Origin of the sequence: Acinetobacter sp. ANC 3832 (assembly GCF_002135415.1) — a bacterium.
GTDB lineage: Bacteria > Pseudomonadota > Gammaproteobacteria > Pseudomonadales > Moraxellaceae > Acinetobacter.
Genome location: NZ_NEGJ01000024.1, coordinates 14,669 through 28,460 on the forward strand (window position 1 = coordinate 14,669; position 13,792 = coordinate 28,460).

The following is a 13,792-nucleotide window of genomic DNA, read 5'->3' on the forward strand; positions in this document are numbered from 1 at the left end:
TTATATACAATCGAAACAGTTAAACTGTTTAAACATTGAGATTTAACATATAATAATTTCAAATCACAATACGCCTCGACCTCAGCATTATGCTTTGAATTACGATGACTGAAAAAAAACACTCTATGACAACACGTCTTCTAAATTTTTTTAGCCGACAACCAATTCTATTTTCTAGATTTTTTGCAAAAATTCTTGCAGGAATCATTAATACATTACATATCACAAAAACATCAGAAACAATTCGGCTGAATATTGAAATTTGTTTACCTGAGTTAGAAGCTAAACAACGTGAACACATCACGCGTAGTGCTATTCGTAATGAATTACAGTCTTATATGGAATTTTTTACGATTTGGGGAAGCACCAATCAAAAAAATATTTCACGTATTCATCAAATTCAAGGTGAAGCATATTTCCATGCCGCTTTAGCAGAACAAAAAGGTTTAATTTTAATCGCACCTCATTTTGGAACATGGGAAATCATGAATGCATGGTTTGCTCAATACACCCAAATGACGATTATGTATAAGCCCATTAAAAATGCAGATGCAGATAATTTTGTTCGAGTGGCACGTAGCCGTGAACAAGCCAAACTTGTCCCTACGGATGAGTCAGGTGTTCGTCAAATTTTTAAGGCACTCAAAACAGGTGGAACAACTGTTATTTTGCCTGACCATACACCCAATGTGGGTGGTGATATGATCCAGTATTTTGGTGTTCCATTGGCATCCAGTAATTTGAGTGCAAAACTGATTCAAAAAACCAAAGCGCGTGCTTTGTTGGTTTATGCCATTCGCAATGAAAGCGATGACTTTAATATGTTTATTGAGCCGATTAATGAACACATTTATTCAGGTTCAGCAGATGATGGTACTCGAATTATCCATCAAACTTTAGAAGATTTAATTCAACGCTATCCTGAACATTATCATTGGAGCTATAAGCGTTTTAAAGCCAATCCTGAGTTGGGTGATCTATATCATCTTCCAAAAGCTGAAGCATTGAAAAAAATAGCACAAGTTCGAGAGAATGGTTAATTTTGAGTTTGTAACCATTTTTTCGTTTCTCTAAAATGCTGGATCTTCATTTGACCATTTCTCTGTAACTGAAATGCAATACTCCCTTGTTGAATGGTGGTCTGCATAGGAATAGTCAACGCATCTAAGCGTGCTGAAACAATAGGATGTGGGTGTCCATAACGATTATTAAAACCTGCTGAGGCAATCGTAAGTTTGGGCACTAACCTTTTTAAGAATGCATAAGATGAACTGTGTTGGCTACCATGATGACCTAAAATAAGCACATCAACTTTTAAATCAGGATATTGTTGTAAAAGCTGGTATTCTGTTTCCCATCCAGCATCTCCCATAATTAAAAAATTCTGATAACTATTAGATTGAGGAACTTGTATATAAACAATACAAGATAATTCATTTTGGTTATTCTTTACCTGACTGAGCATATTTTCAGAAGGTGATAAAATTTCAACTTTGATTTGATCAAATTGCCATTTTTGTCCTGCATAGCAATAATGAAAATTTGAAACATCAAAGCGTTGATCCTTCTCGTTGGAATACACATCTTGAATCTTTATTTCTTTTTGGATTGAAGCAAAGGCACCACTATGATCTTGATCGAGATGCGATAAAATCACTTTGTCCAAATGTGAAATACCTTGTTTCATCAGATAAGGAATAACGACTTTTTCACCCATACTAAATTTACTTTCATCATAATACCCGCCTGTATCAATCAGAATTTTTTGCTTGGGTAAATTAAGAAAAAGTGACTGACCTTGCCCGACATCTAAGACTGTTAATTCAAATTCACTTTGCGATTTTGCTGTCACCAATATTGGAAATAGACATACAACTGCCCAAGCTTTAGGTAGAACACTTTGTGGCAGAAATAAGATCAAAACACCTAATGTAAGACAAACCAATGCCCATGGTGTTATTGCGATCCAAGAAAGTTTGGCATTTAAGCCTTGGTCTAAAAATATGAGTATTGAAAGCAAAAATTGTAATGCCCAATCTGCCAAATGAAAGAAAATTAGACCCAATGGTTCTATACATAAACTTAACCACGCGCCTATTACTTCTAACGGAACAATAACCACACCAATGAGTGGAATAGCAATTAAATTCGCGAATGGTGAAAGCCATGAAACTTGCTGAAAAATAAGAATCACCAAAGGAAATAAAGCGATAAAAACTTTCCACTGAGATTCAACCAAGACCTTTAAAAATAACTTAACCTTATCTTGCCATGTTTGAACTGCATCATCTGATTGTTGTTGAATGGTTTGATACACTCGAATGAGAATAAAACATGCACCATAAGACAGCCAAAATGCAGCGGACAAAATACTAAATGGATCTACCCACAACAATAGACTTGCACTCAACAATAATAAACTCAAGGCATTCACTGACTGACGAAGTAACAGTATTATCGTCATTAAACATACGGTTAAAAAGGTACGCATTGCAGGTATTTCAAAACCAACAAAAGCGGTATAAAGCCAAACACATAGTAAAAATGGAATAAGAATAAAATAAGGTCTTGGAATTTTTAAGTATATTTGTGGATAAACACGTTGAACCAATTGGGTAATAAAAAAACAAAAAAGAACTGCAAAAATTAAAACATGTGGCCCAGAAATTGCCAAAAGATGCGAAATCCCTAAACGTTTAAATAAAGTCTGTGTCTCTTGAGACAATAAACTTTCATCCCCTGTTAATAACGCCAATATCAAGCCTTTCTGCGTTAAAGGTTGTTGCTGAATAAAGCCTCTAAAATCTAGACGTTTTTGTTCAACATAGCGTTTCAATTTAGGAATAAAACCTTGTTGTGCTTTGATAAAACTGGCATAGCCCAATTGCTGAATCTCAGCATCAGTCACTGCTTGTATAGACTGAACTTGCATACTCGCCATAATATTTTCTTGCAGAAACCAACGCTCCTGATCAAAAGCACCATCCACTGCATAGCCATGTGCAGGTTTTACCGTACCACTGACACGATAATAGTGACCTATTTGAAAATGATTCTGCTCTGCTTGTTCTTTGCTATACAGCATCCAATAAATTGTTTGAGCATTCGGATTCAAAATGAAAGCTTTTTGCTTTGTTCTTAAATTAGTACCACCATCGCTAGAAAGCTGCCCTATTGAGTCGATATAAACAATCGCTGATGTTTCTTGGACATTCGTGATTCTCAGTTGTAACCGCTGATTTAAAGCATGATCTGCATACACTTGCCCAATGAAGAAACCACTCATCGTGAGTGAAAAGGCAAAAATACACTTAAAGAAAAATGGTTGAATTATTCGCTTTTTGAAAAAATGAAGGACGATAAAAACAAAACTAAAAATATAGAAAATAGGTGCTGATGAAATAAATGATTCGGGAATAAATTTTCCCATCGTCGAAATACCGAAAATCCATCCGATTAAAATACAAAGCAGAAACATGAATTTATATCTATAATTTATTATTCTATAAAATAATTAAAGCCCATTTACATGGGCTTTAACAAGGTTACTGATCGGATTTAATTTTTTTGATAACTAAACCATTTCTTTCAAGCTTAGTCGTCAATCCACAAACCATCTTGCATATGCAAAATACGATCTGCTGATTTCGCCAATTGTTCATCATGCGTCACGATTAACATCGCCATATTGAATTCTTGGCGTAAATCACTTAACAATTCAAAAATACTACCTGCTGTTTTACGGTCTAAATTACCTGTTGGCTCATCTGCAAGCATCAGTTTTGGTTGAGAAACCAAAGCGCGTGCCAAAGCTACACGTTGACGTTCCCCCCCTGATAATTCACCCGGTTTATGGGTTAAGCGATGAGTTAAACCCACACGTTCTAACAAGTATTCAGCACGCTCTTTCACTTCTTTGAAGTTTGCATTTTTACGCAACATCAGTGGCATAGAAATATTTTCTAAAGCCGAAAACTCAGGTAAAAGATGATGGAATTGATAAACAAATCCCAAATACTGGTTACGTAGATAACCACGTTCAGCTTCACCTAAATTATCAAATCGTGAACCATTTAGATCCACTGTACCTTGCGTAGGACGATCAAGCCCACCTAAAATATGTAATAACGTACTTTTACCTGAACCACTTGAACCGACAATCGAAACAAACTCACCTTCATTAATCTGAAGAGAAAGCCCTTTAATCACTTCAACTGTCGATTTTCCATCCGTAAAAGATTTATATACATTATTTGCTGCTAACACCACATTACTCATAACGAAGTGCCTCGGCAGGTTGAATTTTGGCAGCACGTAAAGCTGGATAAATGGTAGCTAAAAAGCTAAGGACTAAGGACAATCCAACAATCACAGCCACATCTTGCCATCTTAAATAAGAAGGTAAATAATTGATGAAATATGCATCAAAAAGATGCCAGCCAAATGTCGTATTCAACCAATCAATTAAATGGCTAATACTTAAGGCTGAAAGAACACCAAGAATTGCACCTGCGATTGTACCCACCACTCCAATCACGGTACCTTGCACCATAAAAATTTTGGTAATGGTGGCAGGCGAAGCACCTAAAGTACGAAGAATTGCAATATCAGATTTTTTATCAGTAACGACCATCACTAAAGATGAAACAATATTAAATGCAGCAACAAGAACGATTAAGAACAGCAATAAACTGACCATCGCCTTTTCCATTTGAATTGCACTAAATAAGTTACCGTGAGTATATGTCCAATCTGAGGCATAAAAATTACCTGGCAATTCACGAACAATTTCATTTGAAACTTGCGGTGCTAAGAAAATATCATCTAGCTTCATCCGCACACCTTGTGCGCCATCTGGTAAACGTAATAAAGTTGAAGCATCATTCAGTGCGATATAACCCAAACTTGAATCAACTTCAGCACCAATACTGAAAATACCGACAATTTTAAATCGTTTAAAACGTGGTACCACACCCGCTGGTGAAGGCGTTGCTTCAGGAAGTACCAAAGTCACATTATCATTCAGCCCTAAACCCAAAGCATCTGTCATTTGCTTGCCCAGTACGATACCGAATTCACCTTTTTTCAGCTGATCGATACTACCTGCAACCATATGATTTTGGATGATAGATACTTTCTTTTCGTACTCAGGCTCTATGCCTGTGACCATGATCCCAGCAACTTGACCTTGTGCGGTCAACATTCCCTGTAATTGGGTGAATGGTGCAACACCAGTAACATGTTCATGCTGTTCAATTTTCTTTTCAAGAACGGGCCAGTCTGTTAAAATTTGTGTTGAAGAAACAGTGGCTTGAGGTATCATACCTAAAACACGGTTTTTTAACTCACGGTCGAAACCATTCATAACAGATAATACTGTAATAAGTACAGCTACCCCTAAGGTTAGACCGATCATGGAAACCAAAGCGATAAAAGAAATAAAGTGATTACTACGCCGTGCGCGAGTGTATCTCAACCCTATATACAGCGAGATTGGTTTAAACATACCATCTAGTCCGAGGTGTTTTATGGAAACGTTACAGCATCAAAATGATGGAAACGAGCGTCGTGTTATGTCTCGTATAGATGCTGCATTAAGAATCAACTATCAAGTCATTTCTGAAGAAGTTGCACTTAACGATCCATATGATCCTAATTTTGTATTGCCGCGCTATTTTCTACTACTTGCAGAATTAGATCAATTTGATCATGCACTTCAATACGAATTGGAACAATTAAATGAAAAAGATCAACAAATTGCTCGAATCTTATCCTTATTTAATCAAAAGTTAAACCTTATAACGGGTTCTCTATACGATTCAATTGTACAAACCCTGTTACCGTCACCGCAGCATGTGAACTTTTCTGAAAGTGGATTTAGCTTTTTTAGTGATCAAAGTCTGAAACAAGGTTCTTATATTCATGTGACGTTAAGCCATCCTGAAAACTTTTTTCATATTGCAGCCATTGCGAAAATTGCTTATTCAGAACAAGATGAACAAGACAAATATCGCATTGGCGCATACTTTATTACCTTACACCCTCAAGATAAAGTGAAGCTTTCAGAATGTATTGAGGCCAACATCGAGTAATAGGATTAAAACCAAGATTAATGGTGTTTAAGTTTACGAGCGAGTTCTCTACTCGCTTTTAAATCTTTATAAAAATATAAAAATAAACCAAAGAGTAAAACAATAGCACCAATAAAGACGGTTGCTGATGGATATTCGTTATTGAGCATTGCACCAAATAACATCGCTAACATCGGTGTCATCACCGTTGTTAAAGACAAAGTTGTGGCTTTAATATTTTGGACCAGTTTGAAATAACAGAACATTGCAATCAGAGAAGCCATGACTACGGTATAAATCAATGCCAATAAAGACTTTGTTTCTGGAATATGGGTAGGTGCATATTGCCAAATAAATGGAATTAAACAGATTGCACCCAGTGTGGATACTAAAATCGAGCCTGTCGCTTGTGCCATAGGTTCAATTGTTGCATTTACTTTTTTAACCCAAAAAATCGAAAGTGAATAAGTAAATACACTCATCACCATCAAAGCAATACCAATTGGATGTACATGCTGACTCGCACCACCGCTGATACAAATAATCGCTAAGCCACAAACAGCCACAAACATCCCAAACCATTGCAAATATTGTAGTTTTTGATTAAAACCAAAACGACCAATGATGCCTGCCATAATCGGTGCCAAACCAAACATGAGTGCAATCATTCCTGAGCTTAGATATGGTGTTGCAGCATAGGTAAAAATCTGTGAACCGATTAAACTAAATGAGCCTGCAACATAGCTATGTACTGCAACCTTATCTACAGGAAATTTAATTTTGAGAATAAGCAATAAAAGAATGGCAATAGGCAAAGCAATAAAAAATCGAATAACCAATGCCCACATTAAATGCAGATCAGACACACTCCACACAATCGCTAAAGGCGTAGTTGCCCAAATGAAGACCAATAAGGCATAAGTCATCATGATATTGCTTTTAGATGGCATGTTTTTTCCAATAATTTAAACAGAGGTCTTACGTTTTTGCTTCATAATCGTTTGGTCTAAACTGCTTGAAAACTCTCGTTTATCACGTTCAGAAATAGGCGCTGGGCCACCTGTTTGTACACCCGCACCTCGTAAGGTATCCATAAAATCACGTAAATGTAGACGTGCTTTAATATTTGACTCGGTATAAATTTCACCACGAGGATTAATTGCGATTCCCCCTTTTTCAATGACTTGTGCAGCAAGTGGAATATCTTGCGTCATAACAATGTCATTCTCTTTCATGCGATCAATAATTTCTTTATCGGCTTGATCAGCACCTTGCATCACCTGAATCGAATTGATACGTACAGACGGCGTAATCCCGACATTTTGATTTGCAACAAAAGTGACTTCGAGTTGATAACGATCAGAAGCTCGTAAAATTACTTCTCTTAGAATTTTAGGCAATGCATCCGCATCGACCCAAAGTTTAAATGGCAGCACGCTTACTCTCAGCATTAAACAATAGCGATAGTCTAACAAATGCAAAGCTAAAATTTGATAAAACATCAAATTGATTTACGAAAAGATTTCGATACAAATACGTACTTTTATCATTATTTGAAAATTTCCGACTAAAGTATATGAAAGTAACAAATTCAAAAGCTCAAAGTAAATATTTTTTATCTTAAATATCAAACAACTAAATAAAATCAAGAACCAATATCGACATCCAAAGTGATAAATCCCAATATTTATATTTAACTTTTAGCCTGAAATTCATGCAATACATGTAATTAAAGGCATTATTCAATTTCATATTGTTTAAATCCTATACATTCTCAATGCTTTTAAAATAATTTTAGCTCTACAAGTTTTGTGAATATTCATGTTTTGTCCTAAAATAGCACTTTAAAAAATCTTACTTAATAAATTATGTCATCTCCCGATCAATCTACTCAGCATAGCGCTTCTGAGGGAAACTCTATTTCCTTAAAAAGAACCATGACCAAACGCCACTTAATTATGTTGTCACTCGGTGGCGCAATTGGCACGGGCTTATTTCTAAGTTCAGGTGAAGTTATTGCTCAGGCAGGTCCGATCGGTGCAGTCATTTCATACATTATTGGTGGTCTAATTGCTTATATGGTCATGCTATGTCTAGGTGAGCTTGCGGTTAACCAACCCGTTACAGGTTCATTTGGTGCATTTGCAAGTAATAACATTGGTCCAGGCACAGGTTATATGGTGTCGTGGATGTATTGGCTAGGTTGGTCTGCAACATTAGGCACAGAATTTACCGCTGCGGCATTGCTGATGCAGGAATGGTTTCCCACTATTTCAGTTTGGATTTGGACACTCATCTTTGCCAGCGCAGTATTAATCTCAAATTTAACCTCAACTCGTTTCTTTGCTGAATCTGAGTTTTGGCTTTCATTTGTAAAAGTATCAACTGTACTTGTATTCATTCTCTTGGGATTAGGTGCAATTTTTGGACTGATTTCTTTTCAAGGTTATGACTCTGCCCCACTGTTTAGTAACTTAACCTCACACGGTTGGTTACCTAATGGGCTATTTCCTATTTTCGCCACCATGTTGATTGTCAATTTTGCATTCAATGGTACAGAAATGATTGGGATTGCAGCAGGTGAAACTGAAGAACCTGAAAAGAATGTGCCGAAAGCCATTCATGCTGCTGTTTGGCGTTTAATGATTTTCTTTGTTGGAACCATTATTGTCATTAGCTCATTACTGCCTTACCAAGATGCGGGTTTAAATACAACACATGGTCATGGTTTAAGTAATAGTCCATTCGTATCTGTTTTTAATTTGATTGGTATTCCATACGCAGAAGACATTATGCGTTTTGTGATTATCACTGCATTGCTCTCTACAGCAAACTCAGGCTTATATGCTGCATCGCGCATGATGTGGGCATTATCCATTCAAAAACAGCTCCCTCGTATTTTTTCTAAATTAACCAAATCAGGCACACCCATTGTTGCAATTATGGTGACGATGATTGGTGGTTTACCCGGATTGCTCTCTGAACAGTTTGGTGCGGATGTAATCTTTAAAAACTTACTGGGTGTTGCAGCCTTTACCATGGTCATTGTGTGGATGAGTATTTGCTGGAGCCAGTTTAACTTTCGTCGTAAATGGCTACGCCAAGGTCATACACTAGCAGAACTCAAATTTAAAACACCTTGGTATCCACTGGTTCCTATTTTAGGATTTATGACCTGTACTGTGACTGGATTAAGTATGGCTGCTGACCCTGAAATGCTTTCAGGCTTTATTGGTTGCTTAATTTTTATGGCAGCGTGTTATGCAAGTTATTATTGGTTGTATCACAACAAATCAGCATAAGTTTTTGATCAAAGTGCTTTAACTTTTAAGAAGAAAATTAAAGCGCTTATTCGAACTAATCTAATTCGAACTAATCTAAAATTATAAATATTTAAGTTTATGGTGAACTCGATGTAGCTAATGTAGGGTTCACTTTTTGATTATTACTGTTATTGATTGTTTCTAAAAAATAATCCATCTGAATCAGATAATGATTCATGCTTGTTCCTTCCCTCTTTTTATCTCCACTCGATGCGGCTCTGGCAGAAATAAAAACGCCACCATACAAACAAGCTTGAATAATTGAGCTCAATATTCCACTGGTAAAGAACATTAATCCTAATGCTGACAGGCTTGCGATACAGATAAAAATGATGGCTGCAACATTGGTCTGTGGCAATACGATTTCTCGCTTATTTTGACGAGTATCAATAGGAGAAGGCTCTATCTTTAATGTTTCAAAAAAATGATCTAAATGAACATAGATTTGTTCATCCTGCTCAGTTTTAAAAGCACGATTAATCTTACTATATTCCTGTAACATCAAATAAATTTTAAAACTAAGCAGTATATTCATCTGAAATTTTTCAGAACATTCTGATAATTTCATTGCCATCGCTTTTTGCTGATCTAGAAGTTGCGTATAGAGAATATTTTGCACACATTGAATAAAATCTAATTTGGAAAACACCTGTGAATCAATATATAGATCTTGATAAATGGAGAAAAAATCGGCATTCAATTGTGTTTCATTATAATAGCGTAATACGTTTTTATTTAAATCCAACTGATTTGGATAAAACTCGATCGTATCAATAAAACGTTCATATCTATTCATATTTTATAATTGAATTGATTTTAACCAAACAGGCTTTTATTTTCAAATTCTCTTTGACAGATACCCGCTTAATTACTAATATAGCCACACCTCGCAACGACCCTATCGTCTAGAGGCCTAGGACATCGCCCTTTCACGGCGGTAACCGGGGTTCGAATCCCCGTAGGGTCGCCATCTATCGTTTCATACGATCATTATTACTTCTATATTTCATCATTATTACATTGCAGATTTGTCGTTTTTCACTACAATAGCTCGCTTCCTCTATTCTTATACATATCTCTTATGTCGTCATCTATTACTCCGAATGGTGCTTCGCATCAGGGCAATTCTGCGCCATTAAAACGCGCTATGAGTACTCGACACCTTGTTATGATTTCACTCGGTGGTGCAATCGGAACAGGCCTATTTTTAGGGTCGGGTGAAGTCATTGCACAAACGGGGCCTGTAGGTGCTATCATCTCTTATATCCTTGGCGGTATCATTGCCTATATGGTGATGCTGTGCTTAGGTGAACTCGCTGTACATATGCCTGAATCAGGTTCATTCGGTACATATGCACAAAAATATATTGGACCTGCAACGGGTTATACCGTGACATGGCTTTATTGGCTCACATGGTCAGCTACGCTTGGAACTGAATTCACAGCAGCCGCATTGCTCATGCAGGAATGGTTTCCACATATTTCTATGTGGTTATGGACGATTATTTTTGCAGCTGTGGTGTTTGGGCTCAATATGAGTTCTACTCGCTGGTTTGCTGAATCTGAATTCTGGCTCGCTCTAGTCAAAGTCATTACAGTCATTGCATTTATTATATTGGGCTTATTTGCCATTTTTGGTGTGATTAACTATCAAGGTTATGAATCTGCACCACTGTTTAGTAATTTAACAGCAGGCGGTTGGTTTCCCAATGGTCTCATTCCGATCTTCACTACGATGCTAATTGTGAACTTTGCCTTTTCAGGTACAGAGTTAATTGGCGTTGCTGCTGGAGAAACACAAGATCCTGCTAAAAATGTGCCTAAAGCAATTAATACCGCCATTTGGCGTCTATTAATTTTCTTTGTGGGTACCATCATTGTGATTAGTGCTTTATTGCCTCACTCCATGGCGGGACTCAATGCTGAAGGTGTCAGTAGCAGTCCATTTGTCACTGTATTTCAACATATTGGTATTCCATATGCTGAAGATATTATTCGCTTTGTGATTATTACAGCACTGTTATCGGCTGCTAACTCAGGCTTATTTGCTGCATCTCGTATGATGTGGGCACTTTCAAGCAAGAAGCAACTACCTGCTGTTTTCGCAAAAGTGAATAAGCGTGGGATTCCATATATTGCTGTTATGGTCACCATGCTGGGTGCTTTACCAGGTCTTCTATCTGAACAGTTTGCACCTGAAACCATTTTTAAGAACTTATTGGGTGTTGCTGCATTTACCATGGTCATTGTCTGGATGAGTATCTGTTTAAGTCAGTTCAATTTCAGACGTCAATGGTATAAAGATGGTCACACCACCAAAGAGTTAGGCTTTGCTGCACCACTGTTTCCAATTGTTCCAATCTTAGGTTTTGTATTCTGTTTTATTACCTGTATCAGTATGGTCTTTGATCCTGAGATGTGGGCGGGCTTCATCTGCTGTCTTATTTTTATTGCAGCCTGTTACCTCAGTTATCATTTCTTATATAAAACTCAAGAGCAAAATTTAAGTAAATAAAGATAAAACCGAAACGTTTTATTGAAAAAGTGTAGTACTTCGCTACACTTTTTTTACATTCAGACACAGCAAATTCCAAATAAAATCCGTACATTAAAACCATCAATATAAAAATATATTAGTATATAAGAATGGCGATGAAAATTATTTTTATTCATGGCATGAATCAACAAAACTACAATGCTGATAGTTTAAAGCAACATTGGCTTGATATTTTCAAACTGGGTATTGATGAACTGCAGTTACCTGTCGCAATCGAAAAGCTAAATATCGCCTTGCCATTTTATGGCGACTTAATCACCAAACACCAATTAAGTAACTCATTTGATTTAGATGCCTTTTTACCCAAATCACTCTTAGATTTTCATCTACATAAAGGCGTACAAGCAAAACCCTCTGTTGTTGCAACTCCGACAGCAAGTATTCCCTTACTACCTTATTTCATACCAGATCAAAATTTAAAGCTGTCTACACGCTTATACTTAGCCTCACAACTCGTAAAAGACAAAGCTTTAAAGGAATTTTCTTTAATTCTTAATAATTTCCCGAAATTGCATGAAAGTTTGATTCATAAATTCTTAATTGAAACCTATTTATATTTGGCAAACCCTGAGTTTATGAATGAAGTACATCAACGAATTTTAACTAGTTTAAAACAAGGTGAGGAACATATTATTGTTTCGCATTCACTCGGAACGGTCATTGCTTATAATCTATTACAACAGCTTAAATCTGAATATTGTATCCAACGCTTTATTACACTGGGTTCACCACTGGCTTTTAGAGTGATTCAATCTAAACTTATACAACCCATTGTAAGACCTGAGCATCTATATGGTGATTGGCACAATTTTTATTCACCTGATGATTTTTTAACAACTTTCCCATTGATTGATTCTCCTTTCAATTTTAGTCCTGAAATTATTAATACTTCCATTTCAACTTTCGTTAATTCACCCCATGAAATTACAGGTTATCTACAACATCCTGCAGTTATTCAAAATATTTTAGAACTAATTTTAGAGCCTAATTCCAGAATTCAGTGTCATTTTTAATCGATACAATATTTTTTGCTTTGTTTTTATACACTCAAACCACATTTACCTTTTTATTGCCTAAAAAGGTTTGACACATTTCCATATTCGCCCTAATATACGCCCACCTCTGAAACGACCCTATCGTCTAGAGGCCTAGGACATCGCCCTTTCACGGCGGTAACCGGGGTTCGAATCCCCGTAGGGTCGCCAATTTATTTTGGTTTAGTTTTCAAAAGTATGCCTCATCTATTGACCCTATCGTCTAGAGGCCTAGGACATCGCCCTTTCACGGCGGTAACCGGGGTTCGAATCCCCGTAGGGTCGCCAAATTCGAGATTGTTTTTCCGATAGAAGACATCTCATAAAAAAGCCTGAGTTATTATACTCAGGCTTTTTTATGAGTTAAATACTCTCAAGCGGAATAAACCTTTAATTTCCCAATCAATCATAAGTATGTGCGAGTTAAATTATAAAATGAGCTGTACTCGATAAAATAGAAATTTCAATCTATAAAGCCATCAACCTGCGCGCTTGTTCTGATCATAATTTTGGTAGTGTCCAATATCAACGTGTTTTAATCTAGAATAAAATCGAAAGCATCTGAGTAATAAATAATAAATATGATTACAAAACGATAAGCTATCTATGTACCCATTGCCAATCAGCGAATATCTTTAAGAATGGGCACAGCAAAAGTGGGAATGCACAGTTCAGATATAAAAATTGTGGTCGATCAAGTGTGCTCAAACCTAAAATCAAATACACAGAAGAGCAAAAATAATTCATCATGAACACTTATCTAGAACGAAGCAGTTTAAGAGGTATGCAACGTCTATTGGGTCTTGC

The 13,792-nt window shown here is 36.5% G+C and carries 12 protein-coding genes and 3 tRNA genes; 9 read left to right on the plus strand and 6 right to left on the minus strand.

All coding sequences use genetic code 11. The features are described from left to right. The first annotated feature begins 104 nt into the window (after positions 1-104). Positions 105-1,040: a lysophospholipid acyltransferase family protein gene (locus B9T35_RS17685; RefSeq protein ID WP_086192542.1), complete on the plus strand. Its 936-nt coding sequence runs from the start codon at positions 105-107 to the stop codon at positions 1,038-1,040. Here the strand turns inward: B9T35_RS17685 and B9T35_RS17690 are convergent. From B9T35_RS17690 to B9T35_RS17700, 3 genes are all read right to left on the minus strand, one after another. Further along, the gene (locus B9T35_RS17690) at positions 1,037-3,478 is read right to left on the minus strand and encodes a DNA internalization-related competence protein ComEC/Rec2 (RefSeq protein WP_086192544.1); all 2,442 of its coding nucleotides are present in this window, start codon (positions 3,476-3,478) and stop codon (positions 1,037-1,039) included. The genes B9T35_RS17685 and B9T35_RS17690 overlap by 4 nt on opposite strands. Positions 3,479-3,594: 116 nt before the next feature. Further along, positions 3,595-4,278 (minus strand): lipoprotein-releasing ABC transporter ATP-binding protein LolD, encoded by a 684-nt coding sequence (lolD, locus tag B9T35_RS17695; protein WP_086192546.1) that lies wholly within the window; start codon positions 4,276-4,278, stop codon positions 3,595-3,597. Beyond that, positions 4,271-5,506, minus strand: coding sequence for a lipoprotein-releasing ABC transporter permease subunit (locus B9T35_RS17700; RefSeq protein ID WP_086192547.1), 1,236 nt, complete (start codon positions 5,504-5,506; stop codon positions 4,271-4,273). Before B9T35_RS17700 ends, lolD begins: the two co-directional genes overlap by 8 nt. A 22-nt stretch (positions 5,507-5,528) precedes the next feature. Between B9T35_RS17700 and B9T35_RS17705 the strand changes: the two genes are divergently transcribed. Then, on the plus strand, positions 5,529-6,092 hold the full coding sequence (locus B9T35_RS17705) for a PilZ domain-containing protein (RefSeq protein ID WP_086192549.1): 564 nt from the start codon (positions 5,529-5,531) through the stop codon (positions 6,090-6,092). A gap of 17 nt (positions 6,093-6,109) precedes the next feature. On the opposite strand, the gene B9T35_RS17710 is transcribed toward B9T35_RS17705, so the two are convergent. Continuing rightward, the gene (locus tag B9T35_RS17710) at positions 6,110-7,021 is read right to left on the minus strand and encodes a DMT family transporter (protein WP_086192551.1); all 912 of its coding nucleotides are present in this window, start codon (positions 7,019-7,021) and stop codon (positions 6,110-6,112) included. A gap of 15 nt (positions 7,022-7,036) precedes the next feature. Continuing rightward, positions 7,037-7,522: a YaiI/YqxD family protein gene (locus tag B9T35_RS17715; protein ID WP_171264323.1), complete on the minus strand. Its 486-nt coding sequence runs from the start codon at positions 7,520-7,522 to the stop codon at positions 7,037-7,039. Between the two features lie 417 nt (positions 7,523-7,939). On the opposite strand from B9T35_RS17715, the gene B9T35_RS17720 reads away from it, so the two are divergent. Then, positions 7,940-9,373 (plus strand): amino acid permease, encoded by a 1,434-nt coding sequence (locus B9T35_RS17720; RefSeq protein ID WP_086192553.1) that lies wholly within the window; start codon positions 7,940-7,942, stop codon positions 9,371-9,373. Positions 9,374-9,470: 97 nt separating this feature from the next. Here B9T35_RS17720 and B9T35_RS17725 read toward each other — a convergent pair whose 3' ends face one another. After that, on the minus strand, positions 9,471-10,190 hold the full coding sequence (locus tag B9T35_RS17725; protein WP_086192555.1) for a hypothetical protein: 720 nt from the start codon (positions 10,188-10,190) through the stop codon (positions 9,471-9,473). 98 nt (positions 10,191-10,288) lie between these two features. On the opposite strand from B9T35_RS17725, the gene B9T35_RS17730 reads away from it, so the two are divergent. The 6 genes from B9T35_RS17730 to B9T35_RS18905 all read left to right on the plus strand — a co-directional run bounded on the left by B9T35_RS17730 (position 10,289) and on the right by B9T35_RS18905 (position 13,727). Beyond that, positions 10,289-10,364, plus strand: a tRNA-Glu gene (locus tag B9T35_RS17730). A 111-nt stretch (positions 10,365-10,475) separates the two neighbouring features. Beyond that, positions 10,476-11,909, plus strand: a complete 1,434-nt coding sequence (locus B9T35_RS17735) for an amino acid permease (RefSeq protein WP_086192557.1) — start codon at positions 10,476-10,478, stop codon at positions 11,907-11,909. A gap of 137 nt (positions 11,910-12,046) precedes the next feature. Next, a complete protein-coding gene (locus tag B9T35_RS17740) occupies positions 12,047-12,964 on the plus strand; it encodes a hypothetical protein (RefSeq protein WP_086192560.1) in 918 nt (305 codons plus the stop codon). A 116-nt stretch (positions 12,965-13,080) separates the two neighbouring features. After that, positions 13,081-13,156 (plus strand) — tRNA-Glu (locus B9T35_RS17745). 41 nt (positions 13,157-13,197) lie between these two features. Beyond that, a tRNA-Glu gene (locus B9T35_RS17750) sits at positions 13,198-13,273 on the plus strand. Between the two features lie 307 nt (positions 13,274-13,580). After that, on the plus strand, positions 13,581-13,727 hold the full coding sequence (locus B9T35_RS18905; RefSeq protein WP_416202464.1) for a transposase-like zinc-binding domain-containing protein: 147 nt from the start codon (positions 13,581-13,583) through the stop codon (positions 13,725-13,727). Positions 13,728-13,792: the final 65 nt, after the last annotated feature.

Excerpts from the sequence above, each read along its gene's own strand:
- B9T35_RS17685 (WP_086192542.1), top strand. The coding sequence starts at position 105 with ATGACTGAAAAAAAACACTCTATGACAACACGTCTTCTAAATTTTTTT.
- B9T35_RS17690 (WP_086192544.1), bottom strand. The coding sequence starts at position 3,478 with ATGTTTCTGCTTTGTATTTTAATCGGATGGATTTTCGGTATTTCGACG.
- lolD (WP_086192546.1), bottom strand. The coding sequence starts at position 4,278 with ATGAGTAATGTGGTGTTAGCAGCAAATAATGTATATAAATCTTTTACG.
- B9T35_RS17700 (WP_086192547.1), bottom strand. The coding sequence starts at position 5,506 with ATGTTTAAACCAATCTCGCTGTATATAGGGTTGAGATACACTCGCGCA.
- B9T35_RS17705 (WP_086192549.1), top strand. The coding sequence starts at position 5,529 with ATGGAAACGTTACAGCATCAAAATGATGGAAACGAGCGTCGTGTTATG.
- B9T35_RS17710 (WP_086192551.1), bottom strand. The coding sequence starts at position 7,021 with ATGCCATCTAAAAGCAATATCATGATGACTTATGCCTTATTGGTCTTC.
- B9T35_RS17715 (WP_171264323.1), bottom strand. The coding sequence starts at position 7,522 with ATGCTGAGAGTAAGCGTGCTGCCATTTAAACTTTGGGTCGATGCGGAT.
- B9T35_RS17720 (WP_086192553.1), top strand. The coding sequence starts at position 7,940 with ATGTCATCTCCCGATCAATCTACTCAGCATAGCGCTTCTGAGGGAAAC.
- B9T35_RS17725 (WP_086192555.1), bottom strand. The coding sequence starts at position 10,190 with ATGAATAGATATGAACGTTTTATTGATACGATCGAGTTTTATCCAAAT.
- B9T35_RS17735 (WP_086192557.1), top strand. The coding sequence starts at position 10,476 with ATGTCGTCATCTATTACTCCGAATGGTGCTTCGCATCAGGGCAATTCT.
- B9T35_RS17740 (WP_086192560.1), top strand. The coding sequence starts at position 12,047 with ATGAAAATTATTTTTATTCATGGCATGAATCAACAAAACTACAATGCT.